The following is a 25830-nucleotide window of genomic DNA, read 5'->3' as shown; positions in this document are numbered from 1 at the left end:
AAGCCTCATAATTTATTAAGTTTATGAGGCTTTGTCTTGTGTTATTAATCTTAAGATATAGATATCTTTCTTACAAAATTGATTTTATACCCCGACGATTTCTGGTATGATGCACCCATGCATACGTAGCGATTCCTGCCAAGATAGCCCCTCCAATCATGCCTAATACTTTAGGGGCCGGATCTGCAACAGGAGGAGGTACAAAATCTACACCTTGTTCACTGAAGCGGGCAGGTTCCTGTACATACCTACCTTTAGCCGGAAGCGCTTCCTGCGAAAAGTTTTCAGCCAGTTTATGTAAGGCCTTTAGCATAAATGGACCTTGCATAGGTAAGCCATGTCCTGTAGCAACAACACTGGGCTCTAAGCTTGCCAGTGTTTCAACGGAACGTCTGGCTGCATCCCAATCTTGGGTGAAATAAGCTGGTGGTCTGTGAATTTCTTGTTTTTTAGTAACTGTCGCAGCCCAAAATGATTCCTGGTTGGTTGTTACAAAGGCATCTCCAGCAATCAAAACCCGATCTGATTCTCTGAAAAGAGAAATATGTCCTGGGGCATGTCCTGGTGTATGGATAATACGCCATCCTGGTAATTCTTCCAGTTCTCCATTCGATGGGATCAATCGGACCCGATCTTTTAGATCAATGGGCTTGGTCGGAAACAGGCGGGCTATTTCGGTCATGAGACCTCCACCTACTGTCGGATCAGGAGGGGGATAACTAGCCTTTCCTGTCAGATAAGGTAATTCAAGAGAGTGAGCATATACAGGTACATCCCATTCCTTTACCAATGCCTCTAATGACCCGGTATGATCAAAATGTCCATGTGTTAATACAATAGCTCTTGGGTGTGCACCTTCCCCAAAACATGTTTCTGCTGCTTTCTTTATGCGTTTGGCATTTCCGGGCAAACCTGCGTCAACTAGTACCCAGTTATCTTTGGTACCAATCATATAGGCATTAACGATAAGAATAGGTATTCCTACAACTCCTGGTGCCACAGGTTTGAGAGTTCCCCAGTGTGGCGGTTTAACTAGAGTGTTTGTTTCCATACATCTGAATGTGTTTTATCTACAACATACTATGGCTAAACTTTAGTAAAGCCAATAAAAGATTTGTAAACAGTGTAAAAAAATATGCCTATGGTAAAATAAAAAAATACTTATAGCAGGTTACTATTTCTTACTATTTACATAAAATATTGCAAATGAGCACCATATATACTAGAATCATTTAGACGAGAACTATATGTTTTACAACTTAACTCTGATAAAAGATGCAAAAAGTCATACTACCTTTCCCGATCAATGAGAGCAAACTCGCTAGTGGCAGTATTGAGTATGTTGATTTTGGTTCAAAGACCTTTAAAGTTTGCATTCCACCTAAGGCAAGAATAGGCCAGCAGTTAAGGCTGAGAAATTTTGCAGGCAAAATTGATGAGAGTTTCGGAGATCAGGACGTAATACTGATTTTACAAAGAGAAAATCATGTATTTACTTCTTTACAAAGAGATATCCTTATCGAACTTCCTATTGATACTGCTAACCTTAGCAAAAGTACTATCACAAGAGTTCATTTACTGGATAAAAAGTATGATGTAAAAGTTCCGATTTCGGCCAGAAATGGGCATACATTGCGTATGAAGGGATTAGCAGAAAGATTTAACGGTGGATATCCGGGAGATGTTTTACTAAAGATATTAGAACGACCCAAATTTTATAAAGGTAACTGGCATACTATCATCGGAAATTTTGTGGGATTTGGTATGCCGCTGACAGGTTCTAAATTCAGCATCACTTTTAAACTCCCCTGGCTATTTGAGGTCTCTAATGAATGGCATTTCAGATCTTCAGACGCCCATTTTCATGGACACTATTATTAAAATATTAATATATACTATAATTGTTTGATGATTATGCAGGTAATATAAAAAAAGTATGTTTACTAATGTTCGTTAAACATATTAATTTATGTGCTGGCTTATACCGTCTATTGCTGCCATTTGCACTTTTAGAAAAGATTAATAATTTTTTGAGTGCCTATACCACAGTTATACTGTTTGGTACTTGGCAATCTGCTTACTATAAAAAATGTACAAAAAAGTGGTCTAATAGAATTTTGTAACCCAGAGCTTTAAGGTTTGAAAAGTTTAAAGTTGTAAGTTAAATGGATTATACTTTCTTTTTTGTATAACATTCAGCGAAAACCCCAAGTCACTCTCTGTAAAAAAAATAGTATTCCTGATACAATCCATATCAGGGTGTTATTTCGTATGTCTAATTGATTATAGGGATAACAAAGTCATTACTATGTCTTTTGTCGTTCATACTTAGCCTACTAATCAAACCATAAAATCTGAATTTAGATGAGTCGTATTGTCCAGTTGGATGGCCTCCGTGGCCTTTTTATCATTCTTATTACTATTAATCATGTCAAGACACCTCTAACCGAGTTTACTTATCAGCCTCTGGGATATGTCTCTGCTGCTGAAGGCTTTGTCTTTCTATCTGGTTTGGTAGCAGGATTAGTTTATTACAAGAGATTAGCTAGAACAGGCTTAAGAAAGGTTGTTATTGGTGCTATTCAGCGGGCTCGAACCATTTATATTTATCATATTATCTCACTTTTTATTGTTTGTTTAGTAGGCTATTACTCTATTATTCACTATCACTATTGGACAGAGGTGCTAACCCGGTTTTTTCAAACACCTGTTCAGTCACTTTTCCTAAGCCTGTTTTTACTTTATCAGCCTGATTTTTTAGATATTCTGCCTTTATATTGTCTATTGCTACTTTCTCTTCCTTTTCTGATGTATCAGTTTCGTAAAGGGAATGGTCGTTGGGTGTTGGTAGTTAGTATAGGTATCTGGGGAATGAGTCAGTTGGGACTTGGACTTAGTTATAAGGCTACCAAACTACTTGCAAGTTACCTGCCTGGTGCGGAATTGAGTTATATGGATATCTTTGCCTGGCAGATAATATTTGTAGCAGGTGTATATCTGGCATATCGAAGAGCAAATGGCAATGAATTGCGTGTTCCCGCCTATATGATATGGCCCGCAATTGCTATTATCACAATGCTAACTTTAAATAGATTTGATGTCTTGGGTAAAACCGAAGATATGTGGTGGAATTTGATTGATAAGCATCGTTTGGGTCCCTTGCGTCTGATTAATTTTGGGGCATTGGTAATTGTTATTGATTTTTTAATGCGCTCTTATAGGGGATTATTTGCTCAATCCTGGTTGGTAATCTTAGGCAAACATTCTTTACAGGTATTTTCCCTTCATATTGTTTTAATATTTTTATTATTACCTCTGGTTGCTTACTATAGTGATAATAACTCAATAGCTTTGTTAGGATTGGTTGGATTTATTCTAGTTTGTTTATATGTATTGGCATGGAGGCGGGAGAGCAAGAAACATGTGCAAAAAGTAGCAACACTGGCATAACTGATCAACTTTCTGATCTGTAGGGCTGTGCCTGAAAAATAAAAAATATAAGTGGAATGTCTCCTCTGAAATTTTGACGACTCTACTGACATAGGGTTGTCACTGGGGTGTAGTTTCTTTGTAAGGTAAACTAAATGACAACATTTAAACCCTTATGACTATGGCTACTACCAACATTCAGGCCCAGGAAACAGATCTGTCAACACTTGTAATTACAGCTGAAGAGCTATTGAATCACTGGCAAGGACATCGCCGGGTTACCCGCCGGGTAATAGAAGCATTTCCGGAAGATAAGTTATTTACGTATTCTATTGGCGGTATGCGCCCTTTCTCTGAATTGGTAATGGAGATGATTCATATTGCCGGTCCAGGGGTAAAAGGTGTAGCAACCGGAGAATGGAAGTCATTTGGAGAAGGAGATGAGTTTACAGGTGCTGCGCCTCAAACCAAAACAGAACTTCTGGCTCTCTGGGATAAAGTGACTACAGAGATTGATACTGTATGGCCTCAAATTCCGTTACACCGCTTTCATGAAGTAGAGGCCGCTTTTGGTCAATATGAAGACTCTCTTTACTCCAGTGTTCTTTACTTTATCGATAATGAAATTCATCACAGAGGGCAAGGATATGTATATCTGCGTTCATTGGGAATAACTCCTCCTGCTTTTTATGACAGAAGCTAAGTAAAGAAATCTCCATACAATAGTATCCGGTTGTCTATAGTGACTGGATACTATTGTATGGAGTTCTAAATAGAATAATTTGATTATACTGTTACTTTCTGAAATATAGTAGGGCGGATCTGTTTCAATGGAACATCCATATTGGTTATAGATTCAGAGTGCCCCAAAAAGAAAAATCCTCCTGGTCTTAACTGGGAACACAAACGATTGAGTACTTGTTCCTGGGTAGCTTTATCAAAATAAATGATGACATTCCTACAAAAGATAATATCAAATACAGGCAATGAATTGAAATCATCTTCCATAAAATTCAAGCGATCAAACTGAACTTTAGACCGTAAAGATGGAGCAATCCTCACAGTTTTGTTAGTTGTATCCTTGCTTTTAAGAAGGTATTTCTGGCGAAGTAATAATGGAATAGGTGCGATTTTATCCTCTGTATACACCGCAGTGACAGCCTTTTGCAATACCTGTGTAGAAATGTCCGTTCCGTGAATATGAAAAGAAATAGGTGTGTGAGTACATGAATACTCACTTAATACCATTGCCAGTGTATATACTTCTTCTCCACTAGAACAACCTGCACTCCATACCCGTAAGGGATATGTACGATAATGCTTGTCTATAGAAGGTAATAATTGGGATTGGAGGAACGAAAAATGATTGGGCTCCCGAAAGAAATCTGTTTTATTGGTTGTGACCTGATCAATCATATGCACTAATTCTTGTTGCTTCCCCTGATCGCTGAAGATATAGTCACAATATTCCTTAAAAGATCCCATTTGTAAAGTGCTTAATCTTTTCTGTAAGCGACTTTCAAGCATTGTTTTTTTTATGGGAGATAATTTAATGCCAACACGTTCATAAATAAATGCTGATAATCTGTTAAAGTCTGCATTGGTTAACTTTAGAGTATGGGTAAGTATCATGCCGGTTATGCGTTTGAAAATGTAACTGCTTAGTATAGTGGAATGATTATGACTATCTGATAACAACAAATCAGGAAAGATCTATTGTCCTTCCTGATTTGATTTTTGTTTATATGTAAGTCTTAATATTTCTCATATGATTCATCAAGGGTATCTGCATGCATATTTAGCTGAACTCCCTTTACAAACTTATCTGATTTTTGAGTGGAATATGTCTGTGATGGAGTAGCAGACTTATATTTGGCTGGATTCTCACGGGTACTTTTATTTCGGCGAGTTGTCTGATACTGGTCTATTTGGAAGAAAGAGATGGCATCTTTAAGCGACTCTGCCTGAGACGAAAGTTCTTCTGCACTGGTTGCCATTTCTTCAGAAGATGCCGCATTTTGCTGAATTACCTGATTTAATTGTTGAATTGCACTATTAACCTGTTCTGCCCCTGCATTCTGCTCCATACTGGAAGCGGATATCTCTTGTACCAGCCGTGAAGTTTTGCTGATGTTAGGTACAATTTGTATCAATAGCTTACCGGATTTTTCTGCGATAGCTACACTGGATTTAGATAAAACATCAATGTCTGTGGCAGCCAGTTGACTCCTTTCTGCCAGTTTACGTACTTCAGCCGCCACAACCGCGAATCCTTTCCCATGTTCACCGGCACGTGCTGCCTCTACTGCCGCATTCAACGCCAATAGATTCGTCTGACGTGCTATTTCACCTATGATAGAAATCTTCTCAGCAATAATTTTCATGGAATCTACTGTCTGATTCACAGCCTGACTTCCCTCCTTAATATCTTCTGCTGCCTGTAAAGCTATTTTTTCGGTTTGTTGTGCGTTATCAGTATTCTGCTGGATATTCGCTGTCATCTCTTCCATTGAAGAAGATACTTCTTCAGCCGAAGCTGCCTGTTCAGTTGCCCCCTGAGCTACCTGCTGAGAAGATGCACTCATCTGGTAACTGGCAGAAGCAATATTGTCAGATGCTGTAGTAACATACCCTATTACTTCTTTTAATTTTACTACCATGTTTTGTAAAAACTGAAGTAGTTCTCCTATTTCATCTTTACTATTTGTGTTAATAGTAATCATAAGATTTCCTTCAGAGATTGCCTTAATGGCTTCTTTTGCTTTGTTGAGAGAATCAGTAATAGAACGTATAATCCAGATCGAAATACCTGCTGCCAGTACTATACTGAATGCAAGCAGAATAACCATATTTGTTCTTGCATTCGAATAAATCTGATCTGTTTCCAATTTAGCTTGTGCAAGAGCTGCTTCATTTTTCTTTACTAGCTGATTCACTGCCGCAACCGCATCCAATGCTGCTGTCCGGCCTGTAGTCTTAGAGAGATGGTATGCTGCGGTGTTGCTTGAATCAGTATTCATCACTACCGCCAATATCTTTATTCTGCCATATATCTTCTGGTACTCCTGCCACTTTTGAAGAAATTCGTCTATCTGTTCATTGCCTTTTTCATCTGAAATAGCTTTTAACTGCTCAATGCGTGTAGTAAACATTTCCAAACGTGTATCAACATCTTTAACAAGGTCCTGTAAGGTTTCTCTATCTTGTTCCAGTATAAAGTCTTTTTCCCGCTTTGTGATAAACTGAACATCTTCTGCCAACTTGCTTGCCAGCATAATACCTTTGGCATTTGTATCTACGATTAGATTAAGACGGTCATTTATTGTAGAAGCATTGGAGTTACCCAGATAGTATATCATACCAGATAACAGTATTAGAATGCTGAAAGCGAGAATCAGCTTCTGTTTAATTGTGAGTTGCATAAGAAAACGTTTTTAAGTACACTAGTGAATACAAGATTAATTAGCAATTGGTTAAGACAAACACATATCTTTCTTATTATATTACATTGTATAGTAGGATATTGATTCTCTTTCTCTAACTACTAGGTAATAACACTACACAACCTAGGTTCTTATCCTTACTATTTCCTCTGATCCGGCCAACTGGTATTTCTAACACGAAGAACTTCCTGAAAAATAGTTAAAAATTAATTTTATGCATTTATCAGGGAATAAATTGGGTATACCAAAATTGTTTCTTATCCTTTCTAAGAGTTGCACATTTGAGAATATAAAGTTCTAATATTCTCTAACTATTTGGTAACCGATATAGACAAGAATACTACTATGTAACTTATCCGTATTTTTTTAGTTAGTAAATAGGGTGTCAGATATGAAAGAATAGAGATAAATAGAGCTATAGAGAAAGAAACGAGCGGATTTTAGTAAAAAATGCTTAATAAATAATGTATATAAATAAGTATTTTTTGTGAGGAGTCTGGGTGAATGTGTATGACAGATTAAAGAAAAACTATAACAAATAGCTTTGAGGTATTATTATTTTCCAGAAACGAAGAAATACAGTAACCATTTGTATATGAATTATATACAGCCGAACCAGTATTTTCCTATGAAGTGATATCAATTAAGGGGAGTTATAAATGAGAAAGTAGAGAGAACTAAATGGAGATGGTAGTACTGAAAAAAGTCGTAATCTACCCCTTATTATGTCTCTTTTTCACCCGCTCAAAAAGGATTGCCTTGAGTATCTTTGTTCTAACAAAACAAGGTAACTAACTCAAATTTTAACTCATATGGCAAACCAGGTTTTCATCAATCTTCCAGTGAAAGATCTTAAAAAGTCAATGGACTTTTTTACAAAACTGGGCTTTTCGTTCAACATGCAATTTACAGATGATACAGCTGCCTGCATGGTGATTTCTGAAACTATCTATTCCATGTTACTGACACATGATAAATTCAGGGAGTTTAGCAGCACCGATATCGCTGATACAAGCAAAGTAAGAGAAGTACTTACCTGTCTTTCAGTTGACAGCAAAGAAGAAGTAAATGCGATTACTGAAAGGGCAATACAGGCAGGGGCTGTTGAAGAAAGAGAGGCTAAAGATTATGGTTTTATGTATTACAGAAGTTTTGCAGATCTGGACGGCCATGTCTGGGAAATGATGTGGATGGACCCAGCAGCGGAGAATGGCGCAGACGTACCTGCAGATGCTACTATGGACAGTCATTCGTAAATGAATGTATTGGTATCGAACGAAAAACAGTTATACTATTATACAATCTGAGTATTTACAAATCTATAGCTATGACAAACACACAAAAAATCGTTCCGTTTTTATGGTTTAATCATGAAGCGGAAGAAGCAGTAAACTTCTATGCTTCTTTATTTAAAGACTCAAAGATCGGAACTGTGGTACGGTATGGAGAAGAAGGAGCCGGAGCTAAAGGAGCTGTGATGACCATAGAGTTTCAGCTTAATGGGCAGGAATTTATCGCGCTCAATGGAGGACCTGAATTCAAATTTACAGAAGCTCTTTCTCTTTTCATTAAATGTGAAACCCAGGAAGAGGTAGATCATTTATGGGACAAACTTTCTGAAGGTGGCGAAAAAAGTCAATGTGGCTGGCTTAAGGATAAATACGGTTTATCATGGCAGGTAGTACCTACTGCTTTGCTGAAGATGATGCGGGATAAAGATCCACAAAGAGCCAAACGAGTAATGGAAGCAATGATGAAAATGAGTAAAATAGAGGTTTCTGTGTTAGAAGAGGCTTATAATGCACAAGCTGCGCATGCCTGATCCTAAAATATGAAGAGCCAGATGATAACTGTTTAATTATCATCTGGCTCTTGTGTTATTAAATGTTATTGTCTAGCACTCTGCTAATTCATATTACCTCTCCTCAAAGCCTTCCAAACTTTACTGTATTACTGCTGCATAGCCACCATTCCGAGCCATTTTAACTTTAATAGTATCACCTGCTTTTACAGGTATGGTTTTGGTTCGATAGTCCATTGCCTGATGATCGGCATTGATACCATCTTCGAAGTAAGTCATTTTATAGGTTCTGCTTTTATCTAAAAAGTCCAGATTGAACTGTACATTCCTTTCTTTTTCCTTCCCATTGGCAATCCCTCCAATAAACCATTTGTTTTCTTTGCGTTTAGCTACAACGGCTATTTCACCTGCTTTCGCTACCAGTCCCTTTGTTTCATCCCATGTAGTCGGTACAGAGGTGATAAACTCAGTACAATCAGGATTGCGGTAATACAATGTTGGATTATCTGCCAGCATCTGGATACCGCTTTCAAATACGACAAATAGAGCTAACTGGTAGGCGCGGGTTCCTATACTGGCTGCATTAGGTCTTTCAGCTCTATAGAGTTCTGGCTGCATACTAATCATAGCTCCAGGGGTATAGTCCATAGGACCAGCTACATTACGCATAAAAGGCAGATATAAACTGTTATCAGGAATAGTACCTTCCATTTGTTCCATGCCTCTCACTCCTTCATAGGAAAGTACGTTAGGATATTTGTATTCCAGCCCCGCAGGTTTAAAAGCACCATGAAAGTCTACAAACAATTCATTTCTGGCAGCTTCTTTAGCCACTGTTTCATAGAAGTTTACCATCCATTGGTCACTACGGTCCATAAAGTCGATTTTGACACCTTTTACTCCCCATTCTTTAAACTTCTGAAACAAATCCATATGATTATGTACTGTTAACCAGGTTAACCATAACACTATCCCGACATTTTTCTCTTTTCCATAACGAATCAGTTCATGTACATCTACATCCGGATTCGGAGTATAAGGATCGAGGGTACTTTTAGCCCATCCTTCATCCATAATAATATAGTTGATGCCATAGTTGGAGGCAAAGTCAATATAGTACTTGTAAGTTTGTAGATTAAAGCCAGATATAAAGTTTACATCCGGTCCATACGGAGTCGCTCCATTCCACCACTCCCAGCTTGCCTGTCCGGGCTTAACCCAACTCGGATCTTTCAACACACTTGGAGAGGCTAATCTCAGAGCCATGGTTGTTTCCAGAAGTTGCTTGTCATCGGCTGTAATCACAAAGTATCTCCAGGGAAATGTACGTGTACCCGTTGTTTTAGCAATGTAGGATGCTTCTTTGGTAATTTTGAGACTACGATCTCCATCTTCACCAAATTCCAGTGGCGCTTTTGGGAAAACAGAGGAAACACCATTTTGTCCTGTTCCTTTTAGAAATAAACAAGGATAGTCAGAAAGATCTGATTCGCTGATTAATATCTTGTATGGTTTCTGAGTATCAATTAAAACTGGTAAGGTTGACATTTTGTCTTCTGTTTTCCAGTCTTTGGAATGGATAGCTGAGTAGTTTTCTTCATAGGCTGTTTTAAAACTTCCGGGTTGTTGAAGATGAAGTATATAGTCTTCCGGGAACTGTAAGGCAACCTGTTCATTTTTGACTTCAATGGAATCTTTCTTCTTAGTGATGAAACGATAAGCAATCCCATCATCAAATGCCCGGAACTCAACAGAATAATCTCCTTTAAAGGTAAGTAGAAGAGAGTTGCATTTATTTGTAACTGTAGAGTATCTCAGTGCTACATAAGGTTTAATAACTGTATTGATTGCACTGGTTTTTGCACTAACAAGCTTTGGCTGATTACCTAGGACTTCGTTATTTACTTCCATTGCCAGATAATTGTTTTTTAACAGTACATCCTGGTTGTAATTGACTGTATAGTAAATTTTATCTGTGATATTAATGGATACATCAATGGTGCCATTCGGAGATTTTAGGTGATAGGCTTTCTGGGCAAGTAGAGCTTCTGCACAAATAGTAAAAAGAGAGAGGACAAAAAGTAAAAATTTAATTTTCATACTGAGTTGTGAGGTGAAATAGAAATCTAAAAGAATTATACATTTTAGTAAATGTAAGAGGCTACAATACTTTCTGAAATATATTCTTCCTAGATTAAATACACAAACACAAGTTTATTTAATCAGTTTATCGGATATACATATTTTGTAGAGAATATCCTTATATTAACACATTCACTTATTGGTTGATTTGTTTCCATGTGATAGAATCAACATAATCTTCAAATGTATTTGAATAGACAATTGATTGGTGATACATGTATTTGAGTCTAAATAGGGCTTTAACCTCTCCTTCATAGCGTAGTAACTTTGCTACTAGTATATTATTAGGTTCAATGACCAGATCACGACTATAAGTTGCACAGAAATAATCGATGGGTTTCTCAAGAGGCACCCACTGTCCACTTAGTGTATAAATTTCCCGCACCAGATTTCCTACTGCATTTCTGATACCTACCGAAAAAATTGAGTCCGATATGTTATAGATAAATATTGGAAATGCTTTATAATCACAAATAGAGTCTGTTATGAATACTCCATTTTCAGTATACTCTCCAAAATATTTTTTATAGCCAAGATCAAATGTCGTGTCTACTTTTATCTGCATTTTGGTTGTATCTGCAAAGCTCCAGTAAGATGATTTTTCATATTTACTTTGTTCATTCCAGGAGGCAAATCCTGAAACAGGATTATGCGGAAGATTGAGTGTATCAGAACGAATGCCAATGTAAAATACAGGATAGTATGCCATTGCCTTAGCACTCGTATAGGTAAATAAATGGGTTGTTTGGTTTGTAGAATCAATTAGTGTGTGATTATTACTTTGTTGAACGGTTACCTGAGTGGAGGTAAAGTAAAAGAGCAATCCGCTTACCAGACAAAGTAGAAACGATGCTAAATATATTGTTGGTGCTATTTTTGGTGAGGATAGTTCTGAGTGGATTATGAGAGAGGGTTTCATTGTATATCAAGTTTTATCTAATAGATTCTTATTCTCTTCATTTTCCATATAATAATCTATTGACTTATACCAATAAAAAAGCCTGCATAGATTTCTTAAAAGAGACTATCCAGGCTTTTTTATTGGTAAGAAATTTTTACTCCGTTCGCAACGAATTAACCGGATTAGACAAGGCAGTTTTAATACAATGGTAGCCAATTGTTACCAAAGCAATGCACAATGTTACTACTGCTGAAAGAACAAATACATCCCAGCTTATATCTATCCGATAGGTAAATTCCTGTAACCAGCGGTTTACTGCATACCATGCCAGTGGCCAGGCAATAATATTTCCTATTAAAACTAATAGAATAAACTCTTGAGAAAAGATCTTAACCAGATTGCTGAGTGTAGCCCCAAGTATTTTTCGGATACCAATCTCTTTGGTACGTATTTCGGCTGTATGAGCTGCCAGTCCAAACAAACCAAGACAAGAGATGATAATAGATAGTATCGAAAATAGTTTCAACAGAGTGCTCATTGTATTTTCTTTTTTATACAGTCCTGCCACATGATCATCCAGAAATTCGTATTTGAATACAGTCCCAGGAGCTATTTTCTGTATCGTATTTTGTAGGAAATTCAGTGTTGCTGGTACATTACCTGGTCTAATCTTGATAAACATGTTACCTGTCCACCAGGGGCGATACTCCATCAATAAAGGCTCTATCTGATTGTGTAAAGAGACGAAATGGAAATCCTTTACTACACCCACTACTTTGCCCTGTATGTTCATAGTTGTATTGGTAATTGTAGCACCAATGGGATCTTTTAATCCCAGTATCTTTGCTGCCTTCTCATTGATAATAAAGGAAGCAGAGTCACTGAACTCACGGGAAAAGTTACGACCTGCTTTTAATGGGATGCTCATCGCATTGAGATAATTTTCGTCAATACGCAATACTCTGAATGAAGGATATTCCTTATCAGGCTCCTGAGGACTAGGTACTACCGACTCGACACTCGTGTCATCACCGATCCGATTGGTTGCTTTGCCTATTGTTACTACATTCGGATTTTTGAGGAGTTCGTTTTGAATAACCTCAGGATTGAGAATCAGCTTTTCTTTAAACTTACCATATAGTTTGGCCACTACAATCTGCTCTTTATCAAAACCCAGTTGCTTGTTATTGAAAAGATACATTTGCTGGTAGATAAGTACTGTTGCAATAATCAGAAAGCTAGCTACCACAAACTGAAAAACAATAAGACCTTTCCGTAAAAACTGAGCAGAAGATCGGGGTGTTTTATTGGCTTTGAGTGAAGAAACCGGCTCAAAGTTAGAGATGAAGAAGGCTGGAAATAAGCCTGACAGAAGTCCAACAAAGAGAACCATACCTGTAACAATCAGTAGATTATCAGGTTGTATAATTTCCCAGCCTGTTATCTGTCGTCCAGAAATGTGATTGTAAAAAGGTAACGCTATCAAATACAAGACAATGGCTATAATTCCAGACAAACAAGTAAGTAAAAATGACTCGCCCAGAAATTGAACTACTAACTGTACTTTACGTGCTCCCAGAACCTTGCGGACTCCTACCTCTTTCATTCGTTTCAAGGCCTGAGTAGTGAAGAGGTTAATGAAGTTGACACAGGCAATAATCAGCACCAGCACTTCTACCGCAATAAAAATATACACATACAAAATACTGCTGTTAGGACCTACTTCCTGAATGAGATTGGACTTCAGATGTATATCTGTAATAGGTTGCAGTCTGGCAGATTCCGCAGCCTTGAGTATCTCCTCTTTTTTATCTCCTGCATAAAAACTAAGATAAAAATCTTTCATGCGAGCTTCCAGTTTATGTACATCTTCCGGGTGATTTAGCAGTATATATGTCCAGCCAAACATCCACCCTTTATTAGTAAGCCAGTCAGTTGATACATAGTTGTAGAAAGTTGGCATAGAAGCCAGATAGTCAAATTTAAGATGGGTATTACCTGTTCTGTCTTCTATAACTGCTCTTACCCAGAGTTCTTCTTTATTCTCAAATGTCAGTTTCTGACCAATAGGGTCTTTGCTTCCAAAATATTTTTCAGCCATACTGCGGGTAATGATTATCGCAGAAGGTTCAGCCAATGCTTTAACCGGATTTCCCAATACTGGTTGCAGATCAAACACCTCTACTACTGTAGAGTCTGCGAAAAATCCGACACTCTCACCTTGTTTGTCATCTTCTGTATTGACAACCTGTGTTCCTAAGGATGCAAACCGGGTAATGCTCTTGATTTCCGGGAAGAACTTGATCATTTCACCTGCTAGTGGCGGAGACGATTTAGACCATTCTGTGTTCGCTACCCTGAAAATACGATTATGGTTGGGTATATTCTTTTCATAACTTAACTCTTCTTTGATGTGAAGTGTAAGCAATAAACCACAGGTAATACCTAGTGATAAACCAAGCAGGTTAAACAGGCTGTAAGCTTTCTGTTTAAGCAAATTGCGCAAAGCGATTTTGAAGTAGTTGCGAAACATAGAAAGGCTGAATATAGGGTGAGGATAGGCATTCTTTTTATGTCTTTTTCGTACAAAGGGAGGCAAAACGGAAATCACATCTATCACATAGCGAATAGTAGCCCACGTTTTGCCTTCCCGCTGATACCAGTACTGATACATTTCATCCAAATCACCTTCTACTTCCTCCAGGGTATCATCAGGGTGAAACCATGTTAGTAGTTTATAAGCCCAACGGGGTGGAGTAGTTGGCTGTTTCATAGTCCATTGACTTGCAATGCATGTGGAGGTACCATTTGCCAAAGCTGATTGCGTAACTCCTGAACATCCTGCAGGGCTCTACTACCTAAGGCAGTCAGAGTAAAAAAACGTTTTCTCCGTCCTCCTCTTTCTGTAGTAGCTCCTCCCAGATGTGATGCTACAAACCCTTTCTCTTCCAGGCGAATCAGTGTATTATGGACTGTGCCAAAGGTTAATTGCCTGCCTGTGTGTTGTTCGAGTTGCTGACTAACGGTTACTCCATACGCTTCTCCATCAAGGATAGCTACCATTAAGAGTATCATTTCTTCCAGTTCGCCTAAATATGTCCGACGCATAAATATGGTATGATATATTATTTTCTATTTTGTCGTACAAATATACTGCCAAAGCTGTTTTTCTGTGTATATGTCTGTATTTGAGTGTTTTGTAGTGTATGTGTATGTTCGACTGCGGACACAGATGCTTCATAAACGGACATATAGATTTGTATGTCAATTAGTCTTTACATTCGGTAGAATACCTAAAATGAGGTATTGATTTGTTAGTTGGTATTGCCTTGATTTCAGGTGTATAGGGAGGATAGTTTTTGGTAAAAGATATTACTTTTTCCCTGTAATGAAATACTAATAAGAAGAAACACAAAGTTGTACAACCGGCTGGGATGCCGAAAACAGCCATATAAGAGTAGGCAACAGATAATCAACCATTTACTATGTTAAAGAACTATGGAGTATTAAAAGGTAAGGCTATCGAACGGGAAATGGCGTCTCCTTCCCATGAACATTTCCAGATCCATATTCTGGCTGGAACAGAACACCACCGTATTGCTATCAATGTAATGTCACAGTTAAGTCCACCCGAGGTATTATTTTACATGGATGAAAATTTCGTACATCCCATTACAGATAATATTGTGCAAGCCAATCTGCCAGATGGATATACTAAGATACCTTCAAGACCTGCAGGTATCGCATTAGACTTCATTCGGGGTAACTTGTTTCCAACACAAGAAATGAAGCCCATTCCTTACAATCAACCGGGAGCTGATAATGACCTGAATGAGAAGCTGGACTTTTATGTACAGCAGGCCATCAATGACACAGATGCTGTTGTCTATGCATTTGGTGAGAAATGGGGACCAGAGGAAAATAAACCGGATCAATACTTCGGATTTACGCCTGGAAATGGTATTCATGATATACATATGAATCAGGGTAATTCGGGTAAGTTTAAAAAAGACAATGGTGTATATCAGGATGGTGGCTTACTGCTGCACTTTCCTTCCCGTAACAAATGGGTTGCTATCTTTATCGCCTTTCAGGTACAGGCATGGCATACTGATGATCAGACTGGAGATCCGCTCAATACATTGCCACCAGACCATCCACAACAGCCAGAAAGTAAAACACCTGTTCGAATTATTGCTGCTATGGTAAATCCCTCAAAAGATGATGTTGGGAAAGAATTTGTTGTACTATTTAACTCTGACAATGAGGCTATTGCTTTGCATAACTGGCGCATTGCAGATAAGGCTAAGTTATATGACGTACTAGGTAATATTTTTATAGAAGCACATACCAGTCTGAAAGTACGTCTAAGTGGTAATGGCGCCCAGTTAAGCAATAAAGGCGGTATTATTTCTCTGCTGGACCAGGAAGGTAACAAGATTGATGGGGTTAGCTATACCAAAGACCAGGCATCAGTAGAGAATCGGTTGATTCAGTTTTAAGTTTTATATAACTTTTTAAATGGGCTAGATTGTATTTAACTGTTACTATATGTACAACCTGGTAGCAGGGAAGGTACTCTCTAGCCTGATGAATGTATTATGGCAAAAGTTTATGTTTTTCTTGGTATAATTTAAAAGGTTTGTATCTTTGACAGATATCCTTATGCCATCTTGAAGAAAGCGATTGCCATATTGCTGCTGGGTTTGTTGCTCTATAATACCATGGGGTATTATGTGTATTATACATATCGGCAAAGTATGGCAAGAACACAACTACGGCTATTTCTGGATAGCAATAGTTTAGCTCTTAGTCAGGCTGAAGTAGATGCGAAGGTGCATAACCAGCAATGGATACGGTTTTCAATTCCCATTGACTTGTATCACCAACTGGACCATTCTCTGGAACCTGTAGAAGGGGAATTTAGCTATCAGGGGAGAATTTATGAAAAGGTAATGCGTAGTATTCAGAATGATACATTATACCTGTATTGTGTCAATAACCGCACACAGGAACAGATACAGAATGATCTTTCTAATCACATAAAAACACACATTGCAGATTCGGCAGGGCCACAAACTGAGAAAACACAAAAACATCTCAAGTTCTCATTGACCCAGGAATACCTGCCTTTATGGGAAACATCGTTCTGCTTTTATGCTTGTAGCCTGTCTTCCCCATATCCTGCTATGACTAAAATAGATTTTTCTTCTCATTATCTGGATATCGCTTCTCCTCCTCCCAGAGTAGTATAACTGTTTTTTATCGGATTTTCACAGTCTATGTATGGATGCTCCCATACCTGGGTCTTTCTTATAGACCCGGAGTGTGTATGTATCTTGTGGCTTTATTTCAGAGCCTAAGACAGGTGGTTTGGTTTATTCTTCTGCTTTCTGCAAGGCAGAATAAGCTATGCCTATTGTTGATTTGTATAGATAGGCAGATCAGCAATTGTAAATGAAAATCCAATAAAAGCAATGGTTGTATGGCTCCATACAATTGGTTCATCATGCTATTCATTTCTCTGTCTATAGATGCTTTCTCTGCCTGAATCCATCTGGTATTTTTTGCTGCGACTTGACAGTCCGATTTTTTATGACCCCAAACCTTGATTATACAAATGAAACCTATAGTATACCTTACGCTGTTAGGTGTTTTATGGCTGGGTTTACACTCATGTTATAAGCCATCTTCAGAAGAACAGATGCTGGCAGTTCTGGAAAAAACAAAACAGAAACTGCATAATTATAAAAATGGTTTTTGTCCGGAAGCAAAGATTGCCTTTGTAGACTCTATATTAAAAGTTACCCCACAGAATAATTTCGTTGTTATTATACAGGCTGCCTTTGAGCGATCTAATGTATTACTGCAACTGGGTCGGGCTACCGAAGCTGTACAGGTTCTGGAACCACTACTAAAAGATCCAAGAATACCGGCTTCGTTTTTTGATGCTATCCGAAGCAATCTGGCACTGGCTTACCTGAGAGAGGGTGAACAGACAAACTGTGTCACTAACCATGGTGTTGAAATGTGTGTATTTCCTATTAAAAATGGTGGAATACATAAGGATATGACAGGATCTCGTGCCGCTATTCAGGAATACGAAGCCAAGCTGGCAAATAGTCCGGATGATCTGGAAGCGAGGTGGCTTTTGAATATTGCCTATATGACTTTGGGTGAATACCCGCAAAATGTCCCCAAACAATTCCTGATTCCAAATATGGGTGGGCAGGATGACTGTGAAGTCAAACCCTTTGAAGATCTGGCTATCGGCTTAGGTCTTGATCAGAAAGATCATGCTGGTGGAGTGATTCTGGAGGATTTTGATGAGGATGGATTTATCGATATTGTAACCTCATGCTGGGATATCAATAAACCCATGCATTATTTCAAAAATAATGGTGATGGGACATTCACTGACCGAAGTAAGGCTAGCGGATTAACTAAGATAACAGGAGGTCTGAATATCATGCAGACCGATTATAATAACGATGGGTTCAAAGACATTTTTGTGACTCGTGGTGCATGGCTGGGAACTATATTTGGTGAGCAGCCCAACTCATTGTTACGAAATAATGGCAATGGCACATTTACAGATATCACTATTGAAAGTGGTCTGTTATCATTTCATCCTACACAGGCTGCAACCTGGAATGATTTTAACAATGATGGGTGGCTAGATGTATTTATTGGTAATGAGACCTCCAAATGGTCTGAGAGTTTACAGACTTGTGAATTTTATCTTAATAATGGAGATGGGACTTTTACCAATGTGGCAGACAAAGTGCATTGTAACATCAATGCTTTTGTAAAAGGAGTTACCTCCGGAGATTATGACAATGATGGCTTTAAGGATATTTTCATTTCAACCCTGAATGGTGAACGTATTTTATTACATAACAAAGGTCTGACAGATGGGATGATGGACTTTGAAGATGTCACAAACAAGGCAGGTTTAAAAGATGAAGACCATAATACATTTCCTACCTGGTTCTGGGACTATGATAATGATGGATACCTGGACATATTTGTTTGTGATTATACCTTCACAAAGTCATTGGCTAGCTATGCTGCTGCTGAATATCTGGGTAACCCAGAAAAGTTTACCGGACAGCCCTGTCTGTATCACAACAACCACAATGGCACATTTACCAATGTAACACATGCCATGGGCTTATACACTACTGCTTTTGCTATGGGAGCTAACTTTGGTGACATAGACAATGACGGTTATCTGGATATGTATCTGGGAACTGGTAATCCCAACTACCAGTCGTTAGTCCCCAATAAGATGTTTAAAAACATAGGAGGTGAACGGTTTGCAGATGTCACTACATCCGCTAAAGTGGGTAATCTTCAGAAAGGACACGGAGTTGCCTTTGCCGATATGGACAATGACGGCGATCAGGATATTTTTATAGAGATGGGTGGCGCCTATATAGGTGATGCTTATCCCAACTACTTTTTTCAGAATCCAGGACAAAGCGATAATAACTGGTTGTCTCTAACATTGGAAGGAACCAAATCCAACAAGGCTGCTATTGGCACCAGTGTGAAAGTGACTTTCAGGGAAAATGGCAAAACAAGATCTGTATACCGTGATGTAAATTCTGGTGGAAGCTTTGGTTCATCTCCTCTAAAAAGAGAAATAGGTATAGGACAGGCCACTATGATAGACCAGATTGAGATTAAATGGCATGGAAGTGGTTTGGTGCAAACTTTTAAAAATGTTCTTCCCAATCAGTTTATTAAAATTAAAGAAGGTAGTGATGTAATCGAAAAGATAAAACTGCCAAGGCTTGATTTTAACAAAAAATCAACTCAGAGTATAGCTGTTTGCAATAGTGTTATGTAGCCTGCTTTTCCGAATCGCCTATATCTATGTTTCATTATTAAGACCTATCACACAAGTATTATGACCCAAATACCTACAGAACCTATTGGGAGTATCCCTCGTCCAGCTTATTTACAAGATGCTATGAAAGCTTTCAGTAAATCAGAAATTAAAGAAGCAGAGTTGAACACTCTCTTTGAAAAGGCGACACTTGAGACTATCAAAGAATTAGAGGCGACAGGTTCGCCTGTTATTTCAGATGGAGAACAGTCTAAGCCTAGCTTTGCGACTTATCCTATACATGGCTATCCACATCTGGCTGCAGATGGTGTAGTGATACCTTTTGCTGACGGCCACACCCGGCAATTACCAAAAATTACAGCGGGACCTTTTCGATATCAAACTTTTGCCAGTAGTTATCTGGAGAAGGCTAAAAGGTATACATTATTGCCTGTAAAGCAGGCTGTAATAGCTGTCTCTGCCATTAGTTTGCTGTATCCTCCAGAAGGGATAGATGGATATGCGCAAGCCCAATTTATAGTGGATTTGCTAGACGAAGCAGAGAAAGATATTCGTAAATGTCTGATAGGTGGAGCCTATAATGTACAGATTGATTTTACAGAAGCTAGATTGGCTTTGAAACTAGACCCTAGTAAACAACTGCTCAATGCCTTTATTGAACTGAATAACAAGGTACTGGATCGTTTTACAGAAGACGAAAGACGCAGAATCGGTGTTCATACTTGTCCAGGGGGCGATCATGATTCAACCCATAGTGCAGATATTCCCTACTCCGAATTATTACCTCTCCTTTTTAAGCTGAAGGCTGGTAGCTTTTACCTGGAATATGCAGCCGAGAAGGAAAAACAATCTGTTCTAAAATCCATTAAGGAAAATCTGCAACCTGGACAGCGGGTATTTCTGGGTGTTACGGATGTATTGAATCCACGAATTGAAACTGCTGAAGAAATCAGTGAGCTCCTGATCGAAGCCTCAAGAATCATTCCATTGAATCAATTAGGTTCTACTGATGATTGTGGGTTTTCTCCCTTTGCCGATGATATTTCAACTGCCCGGAATATAGCTTTTTCAAAAATCAAAGCTCGTGTGGATGGAACTGCACTGGCTGAGAAGAAATTGAACTCCAGATAATTTGTTAAATGATTTACTATAAAAGGCCAAAGCAATCATTCAGATTGCTTTGGTTTATAACGTAACAGTGTGACACCTGACCGATATACTTTTGTGTCAATCAACCGTAAATCCAGGCGTTGTTGCAGTTGTTGGAATAGTGGTTTCCCACTACCTAAAGCTACCGGATGAACACCTATCCGGTATTCATCAATCAAACCTGCCTGGATAAATGAAGTTATTAAACTTGCTCCACCAAAGAGCCAGATATCCTTTCCCGGACTTTCTTTTAGTTTGTAAATCTCTTCTGCTATGTTTTCGCTCACAAGGGTTACATTACCTTGTATAGTACTCAATGATCTGGAGAAGACATATTTCTTCATTTTCTGAGTAGCCTTTGCAAAGTCAATTTCTGTTTGTGAACGTGATGCATCAGGTGTATAGTATCCATACAATTCATAGCTGATACGTCCATACAAAATTGTATCAATTTCCTCCACAAATTGATCGAAACCCATATCATCGTCCATAATACACCAGTCCACTTCACCATTAGCGCCTTCGATAAATCCATCCAGTGTTACTGCCAGATCCAGAATTATTTTCCGCATGATTTGAGTAAAGATTTAAAGATGATCAATAGAGGCATGTCCCAGAACATTACCAACATTATCTAATTCAATATATGGATTGTAAGCAATTTCGAGAATGTTGCCTTCTATATCTGAGAAATAAAAGAAATGTCCTCCAAAAGAAGCTTCTTCTGGTTCTTTTAAAATGGTAATACCTTGTTCTTTTAATTTATGATACCAGTCTGTTACTTCTTCTTTGGTATCAACATTATAGCCAATAGTAAAAGACCGAAAGCCTGTACCTTCTGATGAAATACCTATAAAGTCTGCCAAAGGTTTTCGTTGGGTAAAACTAAGAAGAAAGCCATTCATCTGAATAAACAGAATGTCTTTGTTCTCTGCAATGGGTCGCCAGCCTATTTTTTCTGCATAGAAAGCACGAATAGCTGGAAGATGATCTACTCCGATTGTAAGTACACTTACTCGTTGTTGCATGATGGTCTACTGTTGGGTGTATGATTAGGTAATATATGACAACAAAGGTAGAGTGAGGATGAAAGTGATGCTTTGTATAAATCCGACGTTTTATAAACAGGAGGGAGGTTGTCCTGAATACTTTTTGATATGCCTCGTTAAATGGCCATGATCATAATAACCAGATGTGTATGCAATATCTAACAGACTTTCATGTGTTCGGTTTTTAATCTGTTTGAACGCATGTTGAAACCGAACAATGTTGCAGATTTCTTTGGCTGTCACTCCCAAATGAGATTGGAATAGACGTTCAAATTGTCTTTCAGAAATACAATGATCATGGGCTAGTTTATGGATAGGTATATTTCCGTTATAGTCAAGTATAGTACCAATGATGTAGTTATAGCGATCTACATTCTGATTCCTGATTCTACTAGCCAGATACTTGTTGAGTGAATCTATGGATACTTGTGATTGTCTTGTTGAAAGTGCTGAAAGGTTAAAAACAGATTTTTCTGCTTCTGCAATGGTATCTGCTGCCCCTTGCAAAAAGATATTTAGCAAGGAGCTCATACCAAAGGGTTTAAAACGTATGCCTATGAGATGTGTATTACTCGTCAGAATTGTATCCTGAAAGGTAGTCATTGTACCTGTCAGATATATTTCACCATGCCTGAGCAAATAATTCTTGTTATTAGAGACCTGAACATCTTCTCCTACATTGATGATTATGTCCGCACAGATATCCGGTACTACTCTGTTGGATGTATCAGCAGCTTTATCTTCTGTTCGAATGCTCCAATAACAATCAAGATAAGGTAGAAGAGATGCATATGGTAATATTTCCTGATAGTGCATAGCAGTCCATTTTTAAGCTTCGTCTCTTTTACCCAACTCTAGGTAATAGAACAAAGCGATTTGTTGTTCTAATCTAACAACGATTACCAACTTCCTGTTAAATTACCTACACATTTTTTATAGGGATTTGCATAATATTCTCACTTGAATTAGATTTACGTTTGGTAATATCTCTAACTGTATTACTGCTTTCCAGCCTCCTAATTACCTTTACTTCTTTTCGGGTATAAATACTGCTGTTTTATAGTTGTTACTGTAAAGTGCAGAAGCATTTTGCCTGTAAAAGTAAAACCTTTATATGCAGGAAATAGAACTAATCGGATTATCAATTATCCTTATTACCTTGATTGTTTCCTATCAGGGAATAAAGAATTCCTCTTTCTTTGATAAATATTCTTTTCAGGTAGATAAGATTTTAAAGGAGAAGGATTATAAGAGATTTATCACTTCCAGTTTTCTACATGTTAGCTGGATGCATCTCCTTTTTAACATGATGGCTTTCTATTCCTTTTCTGAAGGTCTAGGAATGATGGTGGGTGGTTTAAGGCTTTTACTTATCTATGTAGGAAGTATAATTGGTGGAGATCTATTCTCTCTTTATATTCATAGAAATCATCCTGACTATACTTCTGCTGGCGCTTCTGGAGGTATCTGTGGTTTGATGTTTGCCAGTATTGGTCTTTTTCCTGATATGCAGATCGGAATATTTATGACACCTTTTTCATTGCCAGGATGGGCATATGGATTTTTGTTTGTACTGATTTCTATCTATGGTATAAAGTCCCAAAGAGGTAATATTGGACATGAAGCGCATTTGGGAGGAGGAGTAATTGGATTGATTATTGCTTTGATTATGGTACCAGAATCTTTTATTAATAATATGGTACCTATTCTGTTTATCCTTGTTCCAACACTGGTTTTTATCTATTATATAATTGCCAGACCTGGATTTCTATTATTCCCTAATTGGGAAGATCAGGGCTTATTGACCAAAGAAGATAAATACAATGCAGCCAAACGTGCCAAGGAAAAAGAAATAGATCGTTTGCTGGATAAAATTAACAAGAAAGGGATGGATCAGTTATCCGAAAAAGAGAAAGAACGATTAAAGCAGCTCTCAGAATAAGGTATCTTCGTTTTGAAAATAAACATTGTTAGTTTTATCAGATGTTCCTAGTAGATTCTCCTCCATTAATCTAAGGAAACACTCTGGACTGTTCTGAGTTTTTCCTGAGATACGTTTATTATCGTATAGCTTTTTTGCGTTTCCTTACTTCTAGATTCATAATTTCTTACAATACCTTAAATGAGGTATTGATGAATAGGTTATAGATATTTAACTTGTTGTATATTATCTTCTTATACAATCAAGATGAATCCCATACGTCGAATCCTGAATGCAGATAAAGCACTTTCGGAAGAAGTACATGAATTGATTGAATCCGGAAAGAACCTACCTATTGCTATTCGCAATAATATCAATCAGAATGCAATGGAAAAAGCTATGGTCGGACCTGCTCCGGAGTTACCACGAGCCGAAGCAATGATATTACTACATGTTAGGCCTGCCTTACTCATTAAAAAGAACAAAGTTATTCTACCTGATTCTGTTGAATTAAAGAATAGAATCAGACCTTTTATAAAAAAGATAGAACATGTGATTCCTTCAGTAGGGAGAATTGAATTCTTAAAAGCAGGTAAGAAATATGGTGGTACAGGCTGGTTGATTACTGAAGATACTATTGTAACAAACCGACATGTTGCTTCACTTGTGGCAATGAAGAAAGGAAAGTCCTTTGTATTCAGAAAAAATCCTCTGGGAGATACAATGGAAGCTTTAATTGATTTTAAGGAAGAATATTGGGGTGATAATGTTGCTGTACCTGAGTTTGAGGTTGAACTTGAGAAGATAGTCTATATGACTGAAGATAATACTACGCAACCTGATATTGCATTCTTTAAAATAAAGAAACACAATAAGCTACCTGAGCCTATAGTTATCTCAACACGAAAAATAATAGAAAAACAATTTGTTAGTGTAATTGGCTATCCTGCCTATGATCCTAACTCTATTATCAGTACGATGGCTGCAAAGGAGGTATTCAATAATATTTATGAAGTGAAAAGGTGTTCTCCAGGTGAGATACTGGAGAATGTTTCGGATTCCTGGTATTTCTATCATGATTGTACAACATTGGGAGGTAATTCGGGATCGGTTGTCGTTGATAATGAAACAGGATCGGCTATAGGCTTACATTTTATGGGAGAGGTTGAAAAGGAAAACTATGCTGTGAAGGGAGAGGAAATCCTGAAACACCTCAGAAAAGTATCACCTAAGTTTGTGACAGGTGATTTGCGGCTTGCTTCAGAAATTGAATCTGAACAAGAGGATGTATTTACTGAAAGTGCACCAGAGGAATATAATGATAGGGCTGGATACTTACCTGATTTTCTAGGAAAGAAATATAGCGTACCTCTGCCCCAGGTTACCAGAGATAAGGATAATGTGCTGACATTTGAATTTAACGGAGAAACTCAGTCGGAACTAAAATATCACCATTTTACAGTAGTGATGAACCGGGAACGGCGTCAATGTTTTTATAGTGCCTGTAATATTGATGGATTATTGAGCAAAAGAGGTGTTAAAAGGACTGGTTGGAAATATGATAGCCGAATTCCAAAAGAATTTCAGATCAAGAATGAATGCTATGGGAATCCCCCGAAATTTTCGAGAGGGCATATGACCAGAAAAGAAGATCCTATCTGGGGTGATTTGACTTTAGCCAGAGCCGCCGGAGGTGATAGTTTTCACGTTACTAATGCAACTCCCCAGATGCAATCTTTTAATGCTCCTGTTTGGCTGGCACTGGAAGATTATGCACTGGAGAATGCAAGACAGGATGCGATGAAGATCTCTGTCTTTACAGGGCCGATTTTCACAGAGCAGGACCCTGTAAAATATGGCGTTAAAATTCCCGTAGACTTTTTCAAGATCATTGTTTTCATTCATGATACTACCAGAAAATTATGTGCTACTGGCTATACCGTCTCTCAAAAAGACCATCTGAGCAATCAGGAATTTGTATTTGGTGAGTTCGAGACCTATCAGGTTTCTATCAAATCAATAGAAAGACGGACAGGCTTGCATTTTGGCAACCTCTCATCTGTTGATCCTATAAAAGGGCTGGAAGCATTTGGAGCTCCATTGGCAAAAGTGGAAGAAATACGATTTGTTTAAGAATGAT

General features: G+C 38.0%; 21 protein-coding genes. 11 read left to right on the top strand and 10 right to left on the bottom strand.

Features of this window, described 5'->3' with window-relative positions; translation table 11 throughout:
- Positions 1-70: 70 nt before the first annotated feature.
- A complete protein-coding gene (locus QNI15_RS05290) occupies positions 71-1051 on the bottom strand; it encodes an MBL fold metallo-hydrolase (protein ID WP_314030898.1) in 981 nt (326 codons plus the stop codon).
- A gap of 224 nt (positions 1052-1275) precedes the next feature.
- On the opposite strand from QNI15_RS05290, the gene QNI15_RS05285 reads away from it, so the two are divergent.
- The 3 genes from QNI15_RS05285 to QNI15_RS05275 all read left to right on the top strand — a co-directional run bounded on the left by QNI15_RS05285 (position 1276) and on the right by QNI15_RS05275 (position 4132).
- A complete protein-coding gene (locus QNI15_RS05285; protein WP_314030895.1) occupies positions 1276-1881 on the top strand; it encodes a DnaJ C-terminal domain-containing protein in 606 nt (201 codons plus the stop codon).
- Between the two features lie 483 nt (positions 1882-2364).
- Positions 2365-3450, top strand: coding sequence for an OpgC domain-containing protein (opgC, locus tag QNI15_RS05280; protein ID WP_314030894.1), 1086 nt, complete (start codon positions 2365-2367; stop codon positions 3448-3450).
- A 160-nt stretch (positions 3451-3610) separates the two neighbouring features.
- Positions 3611-4132 carry a DinB family protein gene (locus tag QNI15_RS05275; RefSeq protein WP_314030893.1) on the top strand — a complete coding sequence of 174 codons (522 nt, stop codon included), beginning with the start codon at positions 3611-3613 and terminating at the stop codon, positions 4130-4132.
- An 83-nt stretch (positions 4133-4215) separates the two neighbouring features.
- On the opposite strand, the gene QNI15_RS05270 is transcribed toward QNI15_RS05275, so the two are convergent.
- Together QNI15_RS05270 and QNI15_RS05265 are read right to left on the bottom strand one after the other, a co-directional pair.
- Positions 4216-5061: a CheR family methyltransferase gene (locus tag QNI15_RS05270; RefSeq protein ID WP_313988145.1), complete on the bottom strand. Its 846-nt coding sequence runs from the start codon at positions 5059-5061 to the stop codon at positions 4216-4218.
- Positions 5062-5183: 122 nt separating this feature from the next.
- Entirely contained in the window at positions 5184-6851 is a 1668-nt protein-coding gene (locus QNI15_RS05265; protein WP_314030892.1) for a methyl-accepting chemotaxis protein, read from the bottom strand.
- Between the two features lie 833 nt (positions 6852-7684).
- Here QNI15_RS05265 and QNI15_RS05260 point away from each other — a divergent pair.
- The gene (locus QNI15_RS05260) at positions 7685-8128 is read left to right on the top strand and encodes a VOC family protein (RefSeq protein ID WP_314030891.1); all 444 of its coding nucleotides are present in this window, start codon (positions 7685-7687) and stop codon (positions 8126-8128) included.
- A 71-nt stretch (positions 8129-8199) separates the two neighbouring features.
- On the top strand, positions 8200-8694 hold the full coding sequence (locus QNI15_RS05255; protein WP_314030890.1) for a VOC family protein: 495 nt from the start codon (positions 8200-8202) through the stop codon (positions 8692-8694).
- A gap of 120 nt (positions 8695-8814) precedes the next feature.
- Here QNI15_RS05255 and QNI15_RS05250 read toward each other — a convergent pair whose 3' ends face one another.
- The 4 genes from QNI15_RS05250 to QNI15_RS05235 form a co-directional block, all read right to left on the bottom strand.
- Positions 8815-10773 (bottom strand): glycoside hydrolase family 97 protein, encoded by a 1959-nt coding sequence (locus QNI15_RS05250; RefSeq protein WP_314030889.1) that lies wholly within the window; start codon positions 10771-10773, stop codon positions 8815-8817.
- A 178-nt stretch (positions 10774-10951) separates the two neighbouring features.
- Positions 10952-11734, bottom strand: a complete 783-nt coding sequence (locus tag QNI15_RS05245) for a hypothetical protein (protein WP_314030887.1) — start codon at positions 11732-11734, stop codon at positions 10952-10954.
- 136 nt (positions 11735-11870) lie between these two features.
- Positions 11871-14489 carry an FtsX-like permease family protein gene (locus QNI15_RS05240; RefSeq protein WP_314030885.1) on the bottom strand — a complete coding sequence of 873 codons (2619 nt, stop codon included), beginning with the start codon at positions 14487-14489 and terminating at the stop codon, positions 11871-11873.
- On the bottom strand, positions 14486-14824 hold the full coding sequence (locus QNI15_RS05235) for a PadR family transcriptional regulator (RefSeq protein WP_313988156.1): 339 nt from the start codon (positions 14822-14824) through the stop codon (positions 14486-14488). Before QNI15_RS05235 ends, QNI15_RS05240 begins: the two co-directional genes overlap by 4 nt.
- Positions 14825-15201: 377 nt before the next feature.
- Here QNI15_RS05235 and QNI15_RS05230 point away from each other — a divergent pair, with 377 nt between their 5' ends.
- The 4 genes from QNI15_RS05230 (at position 15202) to QNI15_RS05215 (ending at position 20702) form a co-directional block, all read left to right on the top strand.
- Positions 15202-16218, top strand: coding sequence for a DUF2278 family protein (locus tag QNI15_RS05230; protein ID WP_314030883.1), 1017 nt, complete (start codon positions 15202-15204; stop codon positions 16216-16218).
- A 171-nt stretch (positions 16219-16389) separates the two neighbouring features.
- Positions 16390-16971 (top strand): hypothetical protein, encoded by a 582-nt coding sequence (locus QNI15_RS05225; protein WP_313999204.1) that lies wholly within the window; start codon positions 16390-16392, stop codon positions 16969-16971.
- A gap of 365 nt (positions 16972-17336) precedes the next feature.
- Complete coding sequence (locus tag QNI15_RS05220) at positions 17337-19571, top strand: CRTAC1 family protein (RefSeq protein ID WP_314030881.1); 2235 nt, start codon at positions 17337-17339, stop codon at positions 19569-19571.
- Positions 19572-19631: 60 nt separating this feature from the next.
- On the top strand, positions 19632-20702 hold the full coding sequence (locus QNI15_RS05215) for a cobalamin-independent methionine synthase II family protein (RefSeq protein ID WP_313999201.1): 1071 nt from the start codon (positions 19632-19634) through the stop codon (positions 20700-20702).
- A 35-nt stretch (positions 20703-20737) separates the two neighbouring features.
- Here the strand turns inward: QNI15_RS05215 and QNI15_RS05210 are convergent, their stop codons facing one another.
- The 3 genes from QNI15_RS05210 to QNI15_RS05200 all read right to left on the bottom strand — a co-directional run bounded on the left by QNI15_RS05210 (position 20738) and on the right by QNI15_RS05200 (position 22585).
- The gene (locus QNI15_RS05210; protein ID WP_314030880.1) at positions 20738-21292 is read right to left on the bottom strand and encodes a dihydrofolate reductase family protein; all 555 of its coding nucleotides are present in this window, start codon (positions 21290-21292) and stop codon (positions 20738-20740) included.
- 15 nt (positions 21293-21307) lie between these two features.
- A complete protein-coding gene (locus QNI15_RS05205; RefSeq protein ID WP_314030878.1) occupies positions 21308-21748 on the bottom strand; it encodes a VOC family protein in 441 nt (146 codons plus the stop codon).
- Positions 21749-21838: 90 nt separating this feature from the next.
- A complete protein-coding gene (locus QNI15_RS05200) occupies positions 21839-22585 on the bottom strand; it encodes an AraC family transcriptional regulator (RefSeq protein WP_314030876.1) in 747 nt (248 codons plus the stop codon).
- 298 nt (positions 22586-22883) lie between these two features.
- Between QNI15_RS05200 and QNI15_RS05195 the strand changes: the two genes are divergently transcribed.
- Positions 22884-23711: a rhomboid family intramembrane serine protease gene (locus tag QNI15_RS05195; RefSeq protein ID WP_313988177.1), complete on the top strand. Its 828-nt coding sequence runs from the start codon at positions 22884-22886 to the stop codon at positions 23709-23711.
- Between the two features lie 246 nt (positions 23712-23957).
- Positions 23958-25823, top strand: a complete 1866-nt coding sequence (locus QNI15_RS05190) for a DNA/RNA non-specific endonuclease (protein WP_314030875.1) — start codon at positions 23958-23960, stop codon at positions 25821-25823.
- Positions 25824-25830: the final 7 nt, after the last annotated feature.

Source organism: Xanthocytophaga flava, from assembly GCF_030068545.1.
GTDB lineage: Bacteria > Bacteroidota > Bacteroidia > Cytophagales > 172606-1 > Xanthocytophaga > Xanthocytophaga flava.
Note: the sequence above shows the minus strand (reverse complement) of the source record. Positions and strands in the feature narration are given on the sequence as shown.